13 protein-coding genes are annotated in these 20,194 nt (G+C 42.3%); 3 read left to right on the top strand and 10 right to left on the bottom strand.

The window, feature by feature from the left end; translation table 11 throughout:
• Nucleotides 1-48: 48 nt before the first annotated feature.
• The 4 genes from ACMZ6Z_RS06385 to tgt form a co-directional block, all read right to left on the bottom strand.
• On the bottom strand, nucleotides 49-4,449 hold the full coding sequence (locus tag ACMZ6Z_RS06385) for a PolC-type DNA polymerase III (RefSeq protein ID WP_416131743.1): 4,401 nt from the start codon (nucleotides 4,447-4,449) through the stop codon (nucleotides 49-51).
• 97 nt (nucleotides 4,450-4,546) lie between these two features.
• Complete coding sequence (locus tag ACMZ6Z_RS06380; RefSeq protein WP_416131742.1) at nucleotides 4,547-5,080, bottom strand: biotin transporter BioY; 534 nt, start codon at nucleotides 5,078-5,080, stop codon at nucleotides 4,547-4,549.
• A gap of 11 nt (nucleotides 5,081-5,091) precedes the next feature.
• Complete coding sequence (locus tag ACMZ6Z_RS06375) at nucleotides 5,092-5,391, bottom strand: CHY zinc finger protein (protein ID WP_416131752.1); 300 nt, start codon at nucleotides 5,389-5,391, stop codon at nucleotides 5,092-5,094.
• A 319-nt stretch (nucleotides 5,392-5,710) separates the two neighbouring features.
• On the bottom strand, nucleotides 5,711-6,853 hold the full coding sequence (gene tgt / locus ACMZ6Z_RS06370) for a tRNA guanosine(34) transglycosylase Tgt (protein ID WP_416131751.1): 1,143 nt from the start codon (nucleotides 6,851-6,853) through the stop codon (nucleotides 5,711-5,713).
• 380 nt (nucleotides 6,854-7,233) lie between these two features.
• Between tgt and ACMZ6Z_RS06365 the strand changes: the two genes are divergently transcribed.
• Nucleotides 7,234-8,046 (top strand): DUF975 family protein, encoded by an 813-nt coding sequence (locus ACMZ6Z_RS06365; RefSeq protein WP_416131741.1) that lies wholly within the window; start codon nucleotides 7,234-7,236, stop codon nucleotides 8,044-8,046.
• Nucleotides 8,047-8,110: 64 nt separating this feature from the next.
• On the opposite strand, the gene ACMZ6Z_RS06360 is transcribed toward ACMZ6Z_RS06365, so the two are convergent.
• The 3 genes from ACMZ6Z_RS06360 to ACMZ6Z_RS06350 all read right to left on the bottom strand — a co-directional run bounded on the left by ACMZ6Z_RS06360 (nucleotide 8,111) and on the right by ACMZ6Z_RS06350 (nucleotide 12,706).
• Complete coding sequence (locus ACMZ6Z_RS06360; protein ID WP_416131740.1) at nucleotides 8,111-9,001, bottom strand: diacylglycerol/lipid kinase family protein; 891 nt, start codon at nucleotides 8,999-9,001, stop codon at nucleotides 8,111-8,113.
• A 312-nt stretch (nucleotides 9,002-9,313) separates the two neighbouring features.
• Entirely contained in the window at nucleotides 9,314-11,209 is a 1,896-nt protein-coding gene (locus tag ACMZ6Z_RS06355) for a M13-type metalloendopeptidase (RefSeq protein WP_416131739.1), read from the bottom strand.
• A gap of 171 nt (nucleotides 11,210-11,380) precedes the next feature.
• Nucleotides 11,381-12,706 (bottom strand): DUF2254 family protein, encoded by a 1,326-nt coding sequence (locus ACMZ6Z_RS06350; RefSeq protein ID WP_416131738.1) that lies wholly within the window; start codon nucleotides 12,704-12,706, stop codon nucleotides 11,381-11,383.
• Nucleotides 12,707-13,045: 339 nt separating this feature from the next.
• Between ACMZ6Z_RS06350 and ACMZ6Z_RS06345 the strand changes: the two genes are divergently transcribed.
• Nucleotides 13,046-14,266 carry a hypothetical protein gene (locus ACMZ6Z_RS06345; protein WP_416131737.1) on the top strand — a complete coding sequence of 407 codons (1,221 nt, stop codon included), beginning with the start codon at nucleotides 13,046-13,048 and terminating at the stop codon, nucleotides 14,264-14,266.
• 263 nt (nucleotides 14,267-14,529) lie between these two features.
• On the opposite strand, the gene treC is transcribed toward ACMZ6Z_RS06345, so the two are convergent.
• Nucleotides 14,530-16,158, bottom strand: coding sequence for an alpha,alpha-phosphotrehalase (treC, locus tag ACMZ6Z_RS06340; RefSeq protein ID WP_416131736.1), 1,629 nt, complete (start codon nucleotides 16,156-16,158; stop codon nucleotides 14,530-14,532).
• A gap of 86 nt (nucleotides 16,159-16,244) precedes the next feature.
• Complete coding sequence (treP, locus tag ACMZ6Z_RS06335) at nucleotides 16,245-18,269, bottom strand: PTS system trehalose-specific EIIBC component (RefSeq protein WP_416131735.1); 2,025 nt, start codon at nucleotides 18,267-18,269, stop codon at nucleotides 16,245-16,247.
• 193 nt (nucleotides 18,270-18,462) lie between these two features.
• On the opposite strand from treP, the gene treR reads away from it, so the two are divergent.
• Nucleotides 18,463-19,188 carry a trehalose operon repressor gene (gene treR / locus ACMZ6Z_RS06330; protein WP_416131734.1) on the top strand — a complete coding sequence of 242 codons (726 nt, stop codon included), beginning with the start codon at nucleotides 18,463-18,465 and terminating at the stop codon, nucleotides 19,186-19,188.
• A 93-nt stretch (nucleotides 19,189-19,281) separates the two neighbouring features.
• On the opposite strand, the gene ACMZ6Z_RS06325 is transcribed toward treR, so the two are convergent.
• The gene (locus ACMZ6Z_RS06325) at nucleotides 19,282-19,782 is read right to left on the bottom strand and encodes a transposase (protein ID WP_416131750.1); all 501 of its coding nucleotides are present in this window, start codon (nucleotides 19,780-19,782) and stop codon (nucleotides 19,282-19,284) included.
• Nucleotides 19,783-20,194: the final 412 nt, after the last annotated feature.

Here is a 20,194-nt window from a genome sequence, read left to right as displayed (position 1 = left end):
ACTCCTGTTGTCATCAATCTTAACATCAAAGTCACCTTTGAATCTCTCTTAGGCAAAAAAATCATCAAAGAGACTTAGTTGGTTGTCTTCTGGAAGGTTTTTAAGAATACCCATGTCCGTCATTTTATCAACTAAGGTTGTTGATAAGCCTCCACGCTTACGTAGCTCGGTTTTTGAGAGAAATTCACCCTCTTGACGTGCAGCAACCACTTGCTTAGCGACATTCTCTCCCAAGCCTTCAAGTGCGATAAACGGCGGAATCAAGGTATCACCATCAATCACAAATTCCAGTGCATCACTACGATAAAGGTCTAATTGCCCAAACTGATAACCACGCTCGAGCATTTCATTGACCAACTCAAGTGTTGTAAAGAGATCATTTTCGACATTTGTTGCCTCATTGCGCTGTTTTTTATCAGCGATATCTTTCATCCTTGCCTTGACAGCTGCCAAACCACCACTCATGGTTTTTAACTCAAAAGCCTTGGCACGAATGGAGAAATAAGCACAATAATAATAAAGTGGATGATGTACTTTAAAGTAGGCTACACGAAGAGCCATTAAAACGTAGGCTGCCGCATGGGCCTTGGGGAACATGTACTTGATTTTTCCACAAGACTCGATGTACCAATCTGGAACATTATTATCACGCATGGCTTGGATATAACCGTTGCGCTCGTCTTCAGGAATCTTCAGCCAAAGCCCCTTACGCACGCGCTCCATAATGGTAAAGGCCATCTTAGGCTCTAAGCCTTGGTGCATGAGATAAACCATAATGTCATCTCGACAGCCAATCACCGTTGACAAGTCAGCAATGCCTTGCTTGATTAAGTCTTGCGCATTGCCCAGCCAAACGTCTGTTCCGTGGGACAATCCTGACAGTTGAAGCAATTCCGCAAAGGTTTTGGGACGTGTTTCATTGACCATGCCACGCACAAAGTTGGTGCCAAACTCTGGAATCCCAAGCATGCCAGTCGGAGTGCCGATTTGTTCTTCTGTCACTCCAAGGATCTCTGTTCCTGAAAAGAGTGCCATAACACCTGGATCATCTGGCATAATTTCGGATGGATCAATCCCTGAAAGGTCTTGAAGTTTACGAATCATGGTCGGATCATCATGCCCGAGGATATCAAGTTTTAGGATATTTTCATCAATATCATGGAAGTTAAAGTGAGTGGTTTGCCACTCTGCAGACGTGTCATCTGCAGGGTACTGCACAGGGGTAAAATCATAGACATCCATATAGTTAGGAATAACGACAATCCCACCTGGGTGTTGGCCAGTGGTTCGTTTGACACCTGCTGATCCTTTTGCCAGACGATCCACCTCAGCATCGCGGTAGAACTTACCATAGTCACGTTCGTAACCTTTGACAAAACCGTAGGCAGTCTTATCCGCAACAGTACCAACCGTTCCAGCACGAAAGGCATATTCCTTCCCAAAAATGTCACGCACATCCAAGTGGGCAGACGGTTGGTCATCACCTGAAAAGTTCAAGTCAATATCGGGAACCTTATCCCCATCAAAACCAAGGAAGGTTTCAAAGGGAATATCCTGACCATCTTTTTGATACAGTGTGCCACACTCTGGACACTCTTTGTCTGGCAAATCATAGCCTGAACCATAAGACCCGTCTGTGATAAAGTCACTATGTTGACATTTTGGGCAGACATAATGTGGTGGCATGGGGTTAACTTCTGTAATCCCAATCATGGTCGCCACAAAGGAAGAACCAACCGACCCACGAGAACCCACAAGGTAACCTCGCTCGTTGGAGCGATTAACCAGCATCTGCGAAGCTAGGTAAATCACGGCAAAGCCATTTCCCAAAATAGAGGTCAACTCTTTCTCAATCCGTAGATCAATAATATCAGGCAGAGGATTGCCATAAATCTCAAAAGCCTTCTCATAAGTCAACTCAGCGACAGTCTCCTCAGCCTTATCGATATATGGTGTGTAAAGATCTCCTTTTACGACTTCAATGTTGTCAAAACGCTCAGCGAAAGCTTGCGTATTGGTCACGACAACCTCATAAGCCAATTTTTCCCCAAGAAAGGCAAACTCATCCAACATTTCATTAGTGGTTCTAAAGTGAGCCTTAGGAAGCGGCGCTGGCATAGCCCCTTCGCCACGTCCGATAGTACGGTTAATCATCGCTCCTTGACCAAGACTGCGAACGATGATTTCGCGGTAAATCTCTTCTTCGGGTTCGATATAGTGAACATTCCCCGTTGCCAAAACAGGCTTGTCTGAGCGACGACCAACCTCAATAAGGTCTTGAATGGTCTCTTGAATACCCGATTCATCTTTGATAGTTCCTTGAGCTAAAAGAGGAGCATAGAGAGCTGGTGGCATGATTTCAATAACATCATAATACTTTGCTGCTTCAACCGCCGCATCCAGACCCTTGGTTAAGACAGCATCAAAGACTTCGCCTTCAGAGCAGGCTGAGCCTAGCAGGAGACCTTCTCGGTGAGCGTTTAGAACCGTTCTTGGAATACGAGCAACCCCTTCAAAGTATTTGACATTTGAGAGGGAGACTAGCTTGAAGATGTTTTTAAGGCCAGTCTGGTTTTGCACATAGATAGTCGCATGTTTGACCCTAGCCTTCTTATAAGAATCTTCCGCAACCAGCTTGGTATTAAGGTCTGCCATATCGGCAATGCCATGGCGCTCCAAGACATCATTGATAAAGATAAAGAGCAAACGTCCTGTTGCCTCGGCATCGTAGTTAGCCATGTGGTGGTGCTCAAGCGCAACTTGGAAACGCTTAGTCAAAGGACCTAGACCATGGCGCTTATACTCTGGGTAGAGATTTCTGGCAAACTCTAGGGTGTCAATGACAGGTTGAGTAATGAGTGGCAAGCCATGACGCTCATAATTGGCATTCATAAAGCCAACGTCAAAGGTGGCATTATGGGCAACGAGAACAGTATCTTGACAGAAGGTTTGAAATTCTTCCAAAACGTGTTTTAAGGGCTTAGCCCCTTGAAGGTGCTGATCTGTGATCCCTGTCAGCTCTGTCGTGAAGCTAGAAAGAGGATGACCAGGGTCGATAAATTCGTCAAATTGCTCGATGATATTACCCTTATACATCTTTGAGGCTGCAATCTGAATCAGGTCATTATTAACGGCTGAAAGCCCTGTTGTTTCCACGTCAAAGACAACATAGGTCGCTTCTTTTAAAGGCATGGAAACCTCATTGTAGGTGATAGGCACACTGTCTTCTACGATATTAGCTTCCATCCCAAAGATAGCCTTAATGCCTAATTTACGAGCGCGGTGATAACCATGCGGAAAACTCTGCACATTGGCATGGTCGGTAATAGCAATCGCAGGATGCCCCCACTCCGCTGCCTTGTCGATGAGCGATTCCACTGTTGGTAGAGCGTCCATAGTAGACATGTTCGTGTGAGCGTGGAATTCCACCCGTTTTTGCCCCTCTGGCATGAGGTCTTTTCGAGGTGTATGGGCAATTTCTTTGACCTTTTGAACGTTCATAGTCAAGCTCTTGGTAAACGGGTTGTTTTCAACATTTCCTTGAACACGTAGCCAAGCGCCTTTAGCAATCATGTCATATTTTTTTAGGTCATCATCATCTTTAGCCCATTTTTGCATGGCAAAACTTGAGGTGTAGTCTGTCATCTTGAAGTTGATAATATGTCGACCTGTACGAGTCGTTTTCTTCTCGACATCAAAGACCAGCCCTTCAAAGACGAGGAGATTTTCCTCTGTCTGAACAGCAATCATAGGCGTAATTTCAGCCGTTTCAAAACCAGATTGACGTCTACTCGCTCTGTCTTTATAGTCAACTCTTGACGTTGCTTTAGCCTCTTCTGGCGGAGGACCTGCCGCTTCTAGAGCCTTCTGAGCTTGAAGTGCTTCCTGCGCAGCTTGGTCTAAAAGCGCCTCACGATTACTTTCAAAAGATGACTTTAAATCAGCAGTCATGGTTTGGTCTGAAACCACTTGAAAGGATAAGTCACCAAAACCAAACAAGGCAAATTGTTGGGCTAGCTTGGGGAGATGATTTTTCGTGAAATGCTCATGCTCAACATAGTCTGGCCCTGTAATCCTGACCTTTTGATCCTGATGGGACACTGACAGCTTCGAAAAAGTAGCTTTAAATCCTGCACTTGAGCACAGACTATGCTCAAAAGCCTTGGCATAATAAGCCTGTAACAAGTCCTGGTCAAAGACTGGCTCATCAACACAAATAGCAAAAGAAACCTTGATATCAGCTGCTTTAAAGGTTGACACCAGCCGCATCTCAAGCTCTCGGTAGATCTCGATTGGGAGAATTTTAGCAAACGAAAACCGAAAATCCCAACAACGACTAAGAGAATGCACGGTCACTTCCACAATATCCGCAGATGAAAAGGCACTCGAACGGCGATGTTCAAGCGGCATTTCAATCTGTTCCATGAGTTTTTCAAACAAGTCTGACATGATCTCTCCTTGATAGTAGCTACTACTATTTTAACACAAAATCGACAAAGACCAACATCAAAAAAAGCTGGAAGTCCAGCTCATAATAGTCTATTTTCTAATCAAGGCCCAACTGTTTTCGGTATTTTGTTCCAATAAGGGTCGCAATAAGGGCTTTGATGGTATCCCCTGGAATAAAGATAAGGTTTGATAAGAGCGAGGTTAGTAACGGCGTATGGGTATAATGTGACAGGTAAATACTGCCAATGACCGCAACCATCAGAACCCCTGATAGCCAAACAAGACCAAAAATCACTAAGGGATGAGAAGACGAGAAACACTGTCGTAAACCCGCTAATGCAGCTGGCACTAAAAGCCATGCCAAGACATAGCCAGCTGTGGGACCTGCCAAAACAGCAAAAGTGGTATTACCACCCGTAAAAACAGGTAAAAACAAACCTAAAATCAAAAAAACAAGGATGGCTAAGCTGCCTTTTTTAGCGCCTAGCAGTAAAGCCGCAAGCATGATCCCCATGTTTTGAAGCACAATTGGCACAGGAATAAAGCCCAAAGGAATTGGAGGCATCAAGCCTAGTATGATGATTAAAGCCGCCATTAAAGCAACGTGAAGCAAAGACTTGGTCTGGTTCATTTTAAAACTCCTTAGGTAAAATAAATGTTAGCATGACGTTGGCAGTTAGGGTTAAAAGCCGACTGACAGTACGGGCACGCGCTTGATTTATAATCTGATAAAGACAGAAAACGCAAGCAAACACCACAAAGAACCGGAAAAGGCTCACTAGCCCTAGTTGGCTCAAACGAATGTGTCTCCATCGCATCATGGCACTTGTAACAGGCATAGTAAGCCTGGCACATGCCACACTTTAGAGAAACAATATCAAGAGCTGAATGATAGTGACAACAACGACTCTGCTGGTCTAGCCCAATCCCCTGAAACAGCATAACAACCTCTTTCCAAAACATCTGCTCTATCATTTTAGCTGAGTTTTTAAAAAGTGTCAACTCTATAACCCAAAAAGGTTTACTCTTTTTTAGATGCCATCGTAAGAGTGAATAAACGCCAACCAGTCAAAGGCATAACTGGGAGTCATCAAGGAAAGTCAGAGAACTAGCTTTGATGTTTAAAGACTATCAACCGACATCCATGATCTTTTCTAACATCACTTAAAGAGACCGAACCTATGATCCAGCCTCTCCTTATCGGTTACAAAAGATGAACGGTTAATGATCATCAAGATAGCAAAAGCGCATCCAATCTGTGTTAGAAATTCCGTTTTGACTGGTTGTAGCCATAGCGTTCCACAAAGTCTTCACGAAAGTCAAGTAACTGATCGTCCATGATGGCTTGGTGAACTTGCTTCATCAGATTGATCAAGAAATAGAGATTATGGTAGGAGGTCAAGCGCATCCCAAAGGTCTCATCAGCCTTGATCAGGTGGCGCAAGTAGGCGCGCGTGTAGTTTTGACAGGTGTAACAATCACAATGATGATCAAGTGGCGTGAAATCTTCGGCATACTGGGCATTTTTAACCACCAAACGCCCCTCGCTAGTCATACAAGTCCCGTTACGAGCGATACGTGTCGGCAGAACGCAGTCAAACATATCAACACCACGAATCACAGCATCAATCAAGCTATCTGGTGCGCCGACACCCATCAAATAACGCGGCTTATTCTCAGGTAACATTGGCGTCGTAAAGTCAAGAACAGCATTCATCTCCTCGTGCGTCTCACCAACGGCAAGTCCACCGATAGAGTAGCCGGCAAAATCCATCCCAACAAGATCCCGAGCTGATTGACGTCGAAGATCCTCAAAGCCAGCCCCCTGCACAATACCAAAAAGTCCTTGATCGTGCGGGCGACGATGGGCTTTTAGCCCACGTTCCGCCCAGCGACTGGTTCGCTCGATAGAATGTTTCACATAATCATAAGGTTGGTAAAACTGTGGGCACTCGTCAAAACTCATCATAATATCCGAACCAAGATTGTTCTGAATCGAAATAGCCTTTTCTGGTGAGAGGAACATTTTAGAGCCATTTAAGTGGTTCTTAAAAGTCACTCCTTCTTCAGTGATATTACGACTATCAGCTAGGGAATAAACCTGAAAACCACCAGAGTCTGTGAGGATCGCCTGATCCCAGTTCATAAATTGATGCAAGCCACCGGCACGCGCGATAAGCTCATCTCCTGGACGCAACCAAAGATGGTAGGTGTTTGAGAGGATGATACCAGAACCCATTTGTTTCAACTCTTCTGGCGATTGGGTCTTAACCGTTGCCTGTGTACCAACTGGCATAAACATGGGGGTTGAAAAAGTGCCATGAGGGGTCTCAATCTCTCCCAGACGGGCGCCAGTATGTTTTTCCCTCTTGATTAAGCGGTATTTGATAGGATGCTCTGTCATGATAACTCCTTGTTTTTTGTAGTCAGTGAAATGACGATTAGGCATCAGCAGGTTCTTTGATAACTGCCAGTTTCATTGGTAGCGACTTGCTTTAGTTGATGCCTTTATCAAGCCACTATATCAATCGTTCTTGTGTTAACACTAAATCTCATCAAAGACTAGGATTTTGAGGTAGCCAAAGTAAGACTCCAAATCATCCCCTTAATGAGTCAACCTAGCTATTTTACCAAATAACCTGACAGATGTCAGTTACTTCTTCCGATAAGTCTGGTATTTCTAAAATAAGAGTAATCCAGTAAAGTTGACACGTCATTTTAGTTTCTTATGATTTGTGGTATAATGTACCCAAAAGTCATCTTAACATCAGACTGGAGAAAATCATGCCAACTATCAAACAAGAAGCAAAGGCCCTGCTAAAAGGCTTATCTGGTAAGTATGCTCTTTTTGCGCTACCGATTATTTTAACCATTGTCAACTTCAGCATTGTCTTCAAAGAGTTCTTTCAGCTTTTTACAGACACCGGGGTAGAAGACGGAGATTTTGGAGTAGGTCTATTTCCAAGAATTGTCTTTTACTCGCTTGATTTCTTCAGCATTTCAGCCTTCTTTGCCATACTTGAAGTCATCCGAAAGGAACGTCAAACAGTGACTTTCCATGATCTAACACTCGTTTTTTCTGGCAAACGTTTTGTCAAATTGCTTCTAACCTCGTGGATCCAAAGCTTACTGCTAATACCTGTTTCTATCATGATGTCCATCGGAATTGTTTTAGTTATTCCTTTTTTATTGGTGTGGGTTGTTGACACAGAATTAAGATACGGCTTTCCCTTACTGATCATGGCCTTGGTTGGACTTTTAATACTTATCCCTAGTCTAATATTATTTCTACGCCAATCATTTCATTACTCTCAGACAGTGTTTGTCATCTATGATCAAGTGAGAGAAAATCGTTATCAGGGGGCTTTAGCTGCGATCCGAGAAAGCAAGCGCCTCATGAAAGGGCATGTTTTAGAACTCTTGAAACTTAAACTAAGCCTTATCGGCTGGCATCTCCTAACCTTTTTCACTTGCGGTTTAGCTGCTATTTATACCCTCCCCTATATAACTGCTATAGAATCTATTTTCTACCATCGTCTACGTGAAAAAGACCTTGAGCTAACAACTAATCTGGAAACAAAAACTCTCGTATCATAATAGCTATCAGATAAGCCATACTTAAACCCCTCATTTGGTATAATCACCAAACGAGGGGTTTTTACTATCTACCGCTATAAACCGTTAGGTGAGAGGGTAAAATCGTCACGTCAACTGGTAAATCATCACCCTCATCCCCATCAACATTAGTCCCCAGAGAATGCTTGTTGGTCAAAGCAATATGGGCCTTTTCAAAAGTGCGATAGCCAATGCTTTGATTGGAGTCGGTAACTCCTTGCACGAGGCTTGGGATAGCCTTGATGGATTCCAAGAGGTTACTGTCTTTGAGATAAACCAGATGCAGGAGACCATCATTAACCTCTGCATCAGGCAAGAAATTCTCATGACCTCCTATGGAGTTGGTAAGACCTATTAACAGTGTTGTTGATTCGACCAAAATTTCTTCACCATCCACCTCTAAGGCAAAGGCATAGGTTTCATTCTGGACGATTTTTTTAAGCCCTGAGATGAGGTAAGCCATCTTACCAAACTTGGTTTTGTCCTCAGCTGACACATCTCGAACAGCCTCAGGAATAACCCCAATGGCAATGACATTCATGAAATAATGATCATTGATTTTTCCAATATCCAAAGGTTTCGTATGTTCAAAATCAAGGGCATCAATGGCTTCTTGTGGATTGATGGGGATATCCAAGGCACGTGCTAAATCATTGACCGTTCCAAGTGGAAAGAAACCAAATTTTGGTCGGTAGTCTTGCTCTGCCAAACCACTAATCCCCTCATTGACCGTTCCATCACCGCCCATGACAAAGACACTGTCAATCTTTTCTTTAGCGGCAGCTCTCGCAAAATCACGAGCATCACCACCTTTTTGAGTCTCCTTGACCTCCACCTCATCAAAATACGATGCTAGCTTTGCAGTAGCCGCGTGTCGATAGTGCTTAGCCTTTTCTCCTCCTGCACTGGGATTGATGACTAATAATGCTTTTTTCATAATGACCTCACTTTTTCCATTCTTCATCATACCACAATCCACGACCTTTTGAAAACAACTTGATGAGCACTCCAGTTGATTGATACGTGACAAAAATCAATCTAAGCTAAATAAGATACGCCATGGGGTATCAAAACAAGTCAAGAACCCACTCTTGATGTTTAAAGCGTATCAAGTGTAGAAGGCTCAAGTGTTTTGACTTTAGTGACTAAAAAAGATAGGATAACGAACCTATCTTTTTTTGATGATGGCTACTCAAAATCAAAGCGTCATCATGGTGTATTTTTGTGAACCTAATATCTTGTCTCAATCCTACCAAATAAGGATGCGATCGGCTGGGTCACGCCACATGCCGTCGCCTTCTTTGACGTCAAAGGTGGTTAAGAAGTCAGCGAAGTTTGGTAGCTGGACGTTGGTACGGAGTTTGCCTGGGGCATGGACATCCACTGATAATAGCAGTTGCAAGTATTCTTCACGTGCCTTGATACGCCAGATTTTAGCAAAGTTAGTAAAGTAATCTTCGGCTGAGAAGTCACTTTCTTTTTTAGCCGCTTCAAGTGCGGCTGCTAGGCCACCAAGGTCTGCCACATTCTCTGATACGGTTAATTTCCCATTAGCCTTGCCTCCAGCAAAAGGTACCCCATCAAACTGAGCAACGACCTTATCAGTTAGTTCTTTGAAGGCAGCATAGTCTTTTTCTGTCCACCAGTCATTGAGGCTGCCATGCTCGTCGAAGGAAGCACCGTTGGTATCAAAAGCGTGTGAAATCTCGTGGGCAATCACAGCTCCGATGCCTCCATAGTTGGCTGATGAAGACTGCTCTAAGCTATAAAACGGTGCTTGTAAAATCGCAGCTGGAAAGACGATTTGGTTTTGTTGCGGATCGTAGTAAGCATTGACCATGTGGGCAGGCATGTGCCACTCGTCACGATCCACTGGCTTATTCCACTTACTCCAAGAATGAGCGATAGAAATCTTAGCCAAGTTCTTAGCGTTTTCCACCAATGATAGGTTTTCATCAATCACTTTCTTAGCATAGGTTTCTGGTAATTTTTCAAGGTAACCGATGTGTGGGGTGATGACGTTAAGTTTAGTGATAGCCTTGTCGATAGTTTCTTTTTGCAACCAAGTGTTGTTGCTCAAGCGGTCTTTGTAAACCTCGATCATGGTGGCTACCTTAGCTTCAACGTCTGCTTTGGCTTCAGGTGAGAATTTTTCACCAGCATACCAGAGTCCCAAGGCCTGATTGAATGGGCCTTGTGCCAAATGAAAGGCTGCTTTTTTCTTGTCCATGGCTTGTGGTGTTCCTGAAAGGGCACGACTGTAAGCTCCTGATAGGACACGAATCTCATCTGTTAAGTAGGCATTAAAGGCAGTGGCTGCACTGTAAACCAACTCCGCCTTGAGGTTTTCCCAGTTGTCCTTAGAATAATAAGTTGAAGCAAACTCTGTCCAAAAACGCTCTTCTGGGACAATAACCTTATCTGGAATTTGCCCCAGAATGTCGGTAAAGATAGCATCCAAAGGCAGTTCTGGCACTAGCTTAGTGAATTCATCCCAATGATAGGGGTGGTAGAGTTTGGCATATTCCGCCGACTCTTCGCTTGAGAGGACATAGTTCGCTAGTTTAGCGTCCAATGCAATCATCTTATCTAGCATGTCTTTGATGTCTTGGTCTGAAAAGCCAAATTGAGGTAATAAGGCTTCCTGTGATTGACGCCAGAGAGCTAGCAGTTCTTCTCCTTTATCATTGCCATCTTGGTAGTAGGTCGTATCAGGCAGAATTAGGCTAGGAGCGTAAGCCCAGAGGACATTGGTCTGAGCATCCATAAAGTCTGGGGCTACACCAAAGGGCAAGAGATTTGGTTTGCCTTCCATCTCGCAGTTACCCATACGTCCTGCAAATGCTTCAAAGGATGTGAGGTCTTGATACTCTTTGATGAGCGCTTGAACAGGCTCTGTCCCTGCTTTATCACGCGCATCGTAGTCAGCCACTAACTTGTGGAATTTGACAAAATTAGCCAAAACATCTCCTTCTGGCAGATTTTTGCCAGCCAACCACTCATCCGTTGTTTCTAGCATCAGGTCTTCGATCTCATCTGCCAAGTCTGAAAAACCGCCTGTTCGAGGCTTGTCATCAGGAATAACGGCTGTTTTTTCCCATTCGCCATTGATGGCATCAAAAAAATCATCTTGTAATCGTGTCATTCATTTCTCCTTGTATCTTTTGTGTGACTAGATAGGTCAACTATCATTAGATGCTATTGTAACAAAAAAAGAGTGACTTTTCACTCTTTGACTTGAGATCGTTGATTGGATTTGGGAAGGTCGTGATAACAGGAGCAGTTTTTAGCTATTTAGATCGTTTAGCAGAAAAGGTTATTCTGACTCTCTAAGGGTTTCTTGGTCTGATTGTTGGTCACGATTATGGGTGAAATCGTCCTTGATTTCTTCTAGTTTTTTCTTGTCCAAGTCACTTTCTAAGGCATTGTAGCAGATGTCATAGGCGTAGTTAAAGAATCGTTTCACTTCAGAACGAGCGGAGTCGTCTGAGATCATGTAAATCATATAGATATTCTCTAGAATAACCCTTGACATGGCTGGCTCACCCTTGCCATAAAAAAGGATTTGGTTGAAGGTCAAGTACATCTCTTCTTCAACTGAGTAAGATTTATAGATGATTTTAGTCGTATCATCAGACGCCAATACCAAGAAATGATTACGGCTAGAAAACAGTCGGCCAAGCAGCAATCCCAGCTTGTCAATACAGGTCACTACAGTGTTGGGATCGTTAATCCCTGGGCTAAGCCCTCTAAGAGCAATCTCGATCAGGTAGCTGATTTCCAGATGATAGTCAGCCTGGTCATTCTTTGCAATATTGATAATCAAGGCATCTGAAACCGCCTTAACCAACTCTAACTTCTGATCTTTGGTCATCTTGTTTTCTTTAAAAATATTTAAGGTCGCAATATACATGCCTTTGGGAATGTATTCGCCAATTTTCTTGGTGATGACCAGCTCACAGCGAATATTGCTCAAGGTTTTCTTTAAGGACTCGGTGTCGACTTCGTAAAGATAGCCCGTCGACTGTCCGTAAATCTGGATGCCTTCTACAATATCATCTGGATTGTAACGTTCGGATTGCTTACGCGCTTCGGCTTCTTGATTAACCAAATCATAAGCTTTACGATAAATGGTGTCAATGACACTATCCACCCTAATATCCTTTAACACACGCCGAACAAATAAAATAAAGGCAATCATCGAAGCCACGGCATAGAAAACACCGATCGTTCCAGAAACCATCATGACATTGTCAGACAGATTGCTCATGAAAAAGAGAGCCCAAACCGTGTAAAAAAAGCCACCAATGAAGATCCCAAACAAGCTCAAGACATTGGTTTTTTCAATAAAATCTTGCAAGATACGGGGCGAAAAAGCTGACGCATAGTGGTTTAAAATCGTCAAAATCGTCGTAAAGGTGAGGGTTGTAACTGTGAGAAAAACCCCTGATAGGTTAGACAAAAAAGAGGTCGATACTTCTTTTGAGAGAAGGATGGCTTGGGGGAGGTATATCTTCAAGACAGGATAACCATAGTCAAACACCCATGTCAGCATCAGTAACAAAACGGAGATTAGACTGAAACTAATCATTCGAATGCTATTTTTATTATTGATATAAGTTAATTGTAGTTGGCGTAACATGTCAGTCCTTTTCTAACCTTGATTGTGATTCATACGCTTAAAAACCAAAACCATAGCGTTTTGACCTACCTTGATGAACTCCTTGGCTATCTTAGGTTTTGTCGTTTAGTCTATACGTGGTTTTTGCACATCTCATTATAGCATAGGTTAGTTTATTTGAAATGTCAATGATTTCTCATTGTTAGGTAAGCGATCGCCATTTTAGAATTTTTATAAATGTTTAGAATTTTCTCTAAAAACCTTGACCAAGAAGTCTATATGCCTTATAATGGGTTAAAACATCAACAGACTTCTTGGATATGGTTTCCCTTTTGAATTAAGGAATTGAGGAATATAACAATGCACCTATTTATAAAAAATGCAACTTTCAGGCAACTGACACTTAACGAGTGGATATCAGGCATTGGGGATACCTTTTTTTACCTTGCTTTTATCAACTATGTCTCATCCTACGCCTTTGCACCCTTAGCTGTTTTTCTGATTACCTTATCAGAGACCATCCCTCAACTATTACAGTTCTTTGGGGGAGTCATCGCTGATTTTCAAAAAAATCGCATGGCTAAGTATACCCTTATCAGCTTCGTAAAAATCATCCTCTATAGTATCGCCGCTCTTATCTTGATGAGCACACGCTTTAGTTTACTTTCAGTAGTCTTAATCTGTCTGATTAACCTTATATCAGATACGCTGGGATTTTTTGCAGGATCTCTTTTGACCCCTATTTACACCCGCCTCATTACTGATAATATGAATCAAGCTCTTGGTTTTCGACAGGCAACGAGTGCCTTGACACGCGTTTTAGGAAATCTTGGCGGTGGGATTCTACTCGGTTTCTTTGATATTGCAGTCATCACTTGGTTTAATGTCGTGACCTTCTTATTTGCTTTTCTTGGTATCTTGTTGATCAAAGGACATCTTTCAGCACTTGAGATCGGTTTAGAAATGGAAAAACCTTTAAATGTCGAGAATTTTAGACAACATTTGGTCGAATCGATCACGTATTTGTTAAGTTTGAAAACTGTTATGGTATTGCTTTGGGTAGTCGCCATTTTACAAGCCGTCTTAACCATGCTGCCACCTATCAGCACGCTCTTACTGACTGCTAAGCCTTTCCTAAATCTGAAAACCGGAGAAGCCTTAGCAGCCCTGGTCGTTATTAGTATGACTAGCTTAATTATTGGTAGCCTATTGAGTCGTTACGTTTCTTTAAAAATGTCTCTTAAATCCCATATGCTTCTTTGTCTCATGGCGGAAATGATGATTGTACTTGGATTTTTCTCTCAACAGTTCTTCTACATTTTGTTAGGTACTATGGCTAGTGCTTTCATGGGTGGTACGCTAACACCGCGCCTACAAGAAATGATTTTGTCTCTGATACCAGAAAAAGCTATAGGATCTGTTCAATCAGCAATCTCCTTAGTAACCATGATACTACCATCTGTTTTATCTTTAGCTGGGGTAGCTATTGCGAGCAGTCTAGGTATTGTGACAGTTGCTATAGCCTTATCAGTCTTATTATTGATCGGTTTCTTCCTCCATTTAAGATTGAGCACAGTCTAATTAAAAGAATCTGGAATAAAAAAATTATAGTGGATTGAAAATAGATTAGGACAAAGTATAGAATAGCTAACAGTATTAGCGTTTATCAAAATGATTCATCGATGTCCTAATCTTAATTCAAGTAACTGTAGTTTAGAAAAATAATATGATGCAACCTGATTGTCTAATAAACTGCCTATAAAAACGAACAAAGATACTCTTTCAATGCAATAAGAGATAATCTTTGTTCGTTTTTTTTAGTGGTTAGAGTTTTGTCAAAGACGCTATTTCCCCGCCAAAATCGCTAGGGTTTGATAGGGTTTTAATGTCAGGCTATCGGACACAGGTGACACCTCGTAGTTACTGATCAACACTTGACCGTTGTGATAAGGTGGCGGCAACTCTAGGGTTACTTCTTCCGTAAAAAAGTTATTCAACACCAATAGCTTGTCCTGATCCAAGAAACGCTCAAAAGCATAGACCTTATCGTGAGCTGAAAAGGCTGCTTGATAGTCTCCTTCAGCTATAATCGGTAATTCTTTACGAAGTTTAATCAAGTCTTGATAGAATTTGAAGATGATACCTTCTTTTTCCTTGGCCACGTTAATGTCTTTGTAGGATTTCCCGGCTTTTAGCCATGGTATCCCTGTGGTAAATCCAGCATTGGGACTGGCATCCCACTGCATTGGTGTACGGGAGTTGTCACGTGATTTGGCTTTGATAATGGCAAATGCTTCTTCTGGTGTTTTACCGTCATCGAGCATGATTTGGTAGGCATTGAGACTTTCAACATCCACATAGTCAGCCATTGAGTCAAAGTCTGGATCGATCATTCCGATTTCTTCACCCATATAGATATAGGGTGTTCCACGTGATAAATGGATAGAAGCAGCCAGCATGGTCGCCCCTTCATTACGGAAATGATCCACATCTACAAAACGGTTAAGGGCGCGTGGTTGATCATGATTATTGTAGAAAAGAGCATTCCAGCCATTGCCTTTACTCATGCCTTCACCCCATGTATGGAAAAGGGTTCGTAAAGCATCAAAGTCAAAATCCATGATGGTCCATTTTTGCCCATCTTGATAATCCACCTTGAGATGATGGAAATTAAAAGCCATGGACAATTCTTCACGCTCTGGCGCGGTGTACAGGATACAATTTTCCACTGTTGTCGCTGACATTTCACCGACTGTCATGAAGGAATCATCCTGACCAAAGCTAGCTTGGTTGAGTTCATGGAGATAGTTGTGAGTGATTGGACGGTCAGTATAGGCTGGCTTACCGTCATTGATTGGGCAATCTTCGAGGACTTCATCCTTACCAATCAAGTTAATCACATCAAAACGAAAGCCCTTAACACCCTTGTCTTGCCAGAATTTTACAACTTTAAAGAGTTCTTCACGGACGTTTGGATTACGCCAGTTCAAATCAGCTTGAGTGACATCAAAGAGATGAAGATAGTACTTACCAGTATCCCCAAATGGCGCCCAAGCATTGCCACCAAACTTAGACAGCCAGTCCGTCGGCTCATCGCGTAAGATAAAGAAATTTTGATAATATTGGTCACCTGCCAAGGCTTTTTGGAACCATTCATGCTCTGTCGAACAGTGGTTGAGCACCATATCCAGCATAAAGTCGATACCCAATTCTTTGCCACGTGCAATCATGGCTTCAAAATCCGCCATAGTCCCAAAATCTGGATTGACCGCTGTATAATCAGCGACATCATAACCATTATCACGTTGGGGACTTGGATAAAAAGGATTAAGCCAGATCATATCAATTCCTAGCTCTTTAAGGTATGACAAATTCTCAGTAACCCCATTGAGGTCACCAGTACCACTACCTGTCGTGTCTTTAAATGATTTTGGATAAATTTGGTAAACAACCTTACGTTTGTCGATTGCCATGATTGTCCTTTCTTAATGGATTAGCTGATAAAGAATAAGTGCTGAAACGTATCTCAGCACCTATCTTATTTGTCTTTGTCAACATCTTATTTAGTAGCTCTTGCTGTTAGGAGATGAGTTCCTCGAGAGATATGACGTGGCAGAGTGCCTACGTACTCAACATTATAACCATCATGATTGGTCACAATGACGGGTGTTTCAACGGGATAGCCAGCCGCTTTAATCTGCTCTATAGCAAATGAAATCAGTCGGTCACCAGCTTCAACTCTATCACCTTTTGCGACATGAGCTGTGAAGCCTTGACCATCAAGATTGACCGTATCCATGCCAATATGGATGAGCATCTCCATACCCTCATCAGTTACAAGACCAACAGCATGTTTTGATGGGAAAAGCACTGAGATAGTGCCTGAACCAGGAGCTACCAGCTCACCTTCAGATGGTTCAATCAGGACACCTTGTCCCATAGCACCTTGAGCAAATACAGGATCGACTGCCTCAGAAAGTGGTTTTACCTCTCCAGTCAAAGGACTTAAGATAGATAGAGGCGATTTGGCATTGGCTGCTTCGACAAAAACAGGCTCTACAGATGCTGTTGCTGCTTGCGAAGCCAATTTTTCGTCTTCAGCTTTTGTCAGAAAGTTAGCTTTACGAAAGGCAACCGTCAAGACAAATGGCACAATCAGGGCAACTGCCATACAGATAAAGAATGGCACCATGTATTTTACATTGATAGCAAGGAAACCAGGAATACCACCAACACCAATCGCATTAGCTTGAACGTTCATGGTCGTTGACAAGAGACCTGCAAGTCCTGAACCAATCATCCCTGCGACGAATGGGTAAACGTACTTGACATTAACCACAAAGAGGGCTGGCTCAGTGACGCCAAGGTAGGCTGAGATCGCCGCTGGAAGTGAGATTTCAGCTTCGCGTTCATTTTTACGGTTCATGAAGAAGTAAGCTAATACCGCTGAACCTTGTGCCATGTTTGAGAGAGCAATCATTGGCCAGAGACCCGTTGTTTTAGAGGCTGTATCCGCAATCAACTGCGTATCGATGGCGTTGGTCATGTGGTGAAGACCAGTGATGACAAGTGGGGCATAAAGGGCACCAAAAATAGCACCAAAGAGCCATTTAACAGGACCTGTCAGACCAGCCAGTACCACAAATGAAATGCCTTTACCGATAGTCCATCCTAGTGGTCCCAAGACAGTGTGTGCCAAGATAAGAGCTGGAAGTAGGGATAGGAACGGTACGAAAATCATTGAGACCATTTCTGGAATGCGTTTACGCCAGAAGATTTCAAGGTATGACAAGCTAAGCCCAGCTAAGAGAGCAGGAATCACTTGCGCCTGATAACCGATTCGATTGATGCTAAAGGCACCGAAGTTCCAAACCCAGTCTTTAGCAATATCAGCAGCTGGTGTGCTTCCCACAGCATAAGCATTGAGCAGTTGTGGTGATACCAAACAAATACCAAGAACGATACCAAGGATTTGTGTCGTTCCCATTTTACGAGCAACGGACCACGTGATCCCTACCGGTAAGAAATGAAAGATAGCCTCACCTGGCAACCACAAGAAATGGTTAACCCCATTCCAAAATGGCGAAACCATGGTGATGGTGTTCCACACCGGATTGCCATCTGTATCAAAAACTTTAGCCCCATCAACAATCTGCTGTCCCAACCATGGCATACCGACTGACTCTAAAACATTACGAAAGCCAAGAATCAAACCACCAACGATGATGGCTGGAATAATCGGTGTGAAAATCTCAGCCAACATGGTCATGACACGTTGAAGTGGATTTTGGTTGCTTTTGGCTGCTGACTTAGCAGCCTCTTTAGAAACACCTTCAATGCCAGAAACAGCTGTGAAGTCATTGTAGAAAAGAGGCACGTCGTTACCAATAATCACTTGAAATTGCCCTGCGTTGGTAAAGGTTCCCTTGACCGCTGAAATCTTTTCGATGTCGGCGATATTAGCCTTACTATTATCAGCCAAAACAAAGCGCAGGCGTGTCGCACAGTGTGTGACAGCCTTGATGTTCTCCTTGCCACCGATGGCAGCTAAGAGAGTCTTAGCTTGAGCGTCAAATTTTCCCATTTGAATCAAACTCCTTTGAGGTTTACTTGGATTGCTCCAGATATTTTTGAAAACGTAGATAAATTTATTTACAAAGAAATTGTAATCGTTTTCATAGTTGTAGGCAAGTTGTTTGGTGATTTTAAGGGTAATTTTTGTTAAAATAAGGTGTCTTGTCTGTAAAAAAGTAGACAAATTAAGGATAACCCATCTCATGAAAAAATATGAACACGTCTTTCAGCAATTAGAAACCGACATCAATCAAGGCCTTTATCAGGTCAATGATTTCCTTCCAAGCGAAGAAATACTGGGGCAAAGGTTTGGTGTCAGCCGCGATACTATCCGAAAAGCCCTAAAACTCTTGGTTCAACATGGCTTGATTCAGAAAAAACAAGGTAGCGGCTCTCGAGTCATTAAGCACGAACGTATCAATTTCCCCGTGTCAGCTCTAACTAGCTTTCAAGAAATTACACAGGCACAAGAGATGGAAACCATGACCAACGTCATCGCTATTGACAAACTGATTGTTGACGAGAAACTATCAAAACTAACTGGATTTCCCCTTAGAAGCCACGTCTGGCGAATCACTCGTCAAAGGGTCATGGACAATGTGGCTTCAGTTCTTGACATTGATTATTTGCTGACAAATCTAGTTCCTGTCATTGATCGAGACATCGCCAAGCACTCTATCTACGATTATCTCGAAAATCACCTCCACCTTCTAATTGACTTAGCTCAAAAAGAGATTACCATTGATCAAAGCAACCAGCAGGACAGCATTCTTTTAGATCTAGCAGGTGAGCATCATGTTGTTTCGGTCAAATCCAAGGTCTTTTTAACCAATGGAGAGCAATTTCAATTTACCGAAAGCCGTCATAAATTAGATAAATTTAGGTTTGTGGATTTTGCCAAACGAAGACCAACTAACCAACAGTCATAAGGACATCAAAAAGAATGTCGGATAGAATAGATAAGCATTCATCAATCTATCTCACGGCTGCTTTCAGATTCCTTATACTATAGTCATTCCACTTTAAAAAACACGATTTAAACACTCATCAATTGTCTGATACTCTGGGAATAGTTCCGTCACTTTTTTCTTGAGGTTTGCCCAAGACTTTTCGATAGGGTTAAGTTCCGGTGAGTATGGAGGAAGTGGTAAAAGTTTATGGCCATACTCTTCACATAAGAGTTCTAGCCTACTCATTCTATGGAATCTTACATTATCCATAATCATAACTGATGGTGTGCTTAAGGTTGGCAACAGAAATTTCTGAAACCAGGCTTCAAAAAAGTCGCTCGTCATTGTCTCTTCATAAGTCATCGGAGCGATTATCTCACCATTTATCAGCCCTGCAACCAAAGAAATCCTCTGATACTTTTTTCCAAATATTTTACCTTTTATCAATTGACATCTTAATGAGCGACTGTATTCTCGATAAAAATAAGTATCGAACCCTGTTTTCTCTTTTAGTTTTAACCAGCCATAAATGGTATTTCGTGAGATTTGGAAAACATCTGATGCTTCTGTGATACTACCTGTTCACTTACATTAGGCGAGAACTTTTTTACGAAAATCTAATGAATATGCCATAAAACTATTATATTATAAATGCACTATTTTAATTTCATTTCGCTATATATTTTATCAAGACTATCTCTTCAATGCAAAAAGCAACGGCATCAAAACCGTTGCTTTTTGCTTTAATAAGGATGACTTTTGTCCCAGACTCCAGGTGTTAGCTTTTCATCAACTCACTACAGTTGACAAACATACTAAGATCAAACGCAACAAAACCCATTCCTGTTTGATTAGGAATGGGTCTTATTCTCAATATGGAAAGCTAGAGCTTAGCTGACATCTTTGAATCATTTGATTATTGATCTAAGGATAGCTAAAGTAGCTAACTTAATGAGGGGTTAAGCTTCGTCGTCCCGACGTTTTC

Origin of the sequence: Streptococcus pluranimalium (assembly GCF_047785705.1) — a bacterium.
Lineage (GTDB): Bacteria > Bacillota > Bacilli > Lactobacillales > Streptococcaceae > Streptococcus > Streptococcus pluranimalium_A.
The sequence above is the reverse complement of the archived record's forward strand: the minus strand, read 5'-3'. Positions and strand labels throughout refer to the sequence as shown.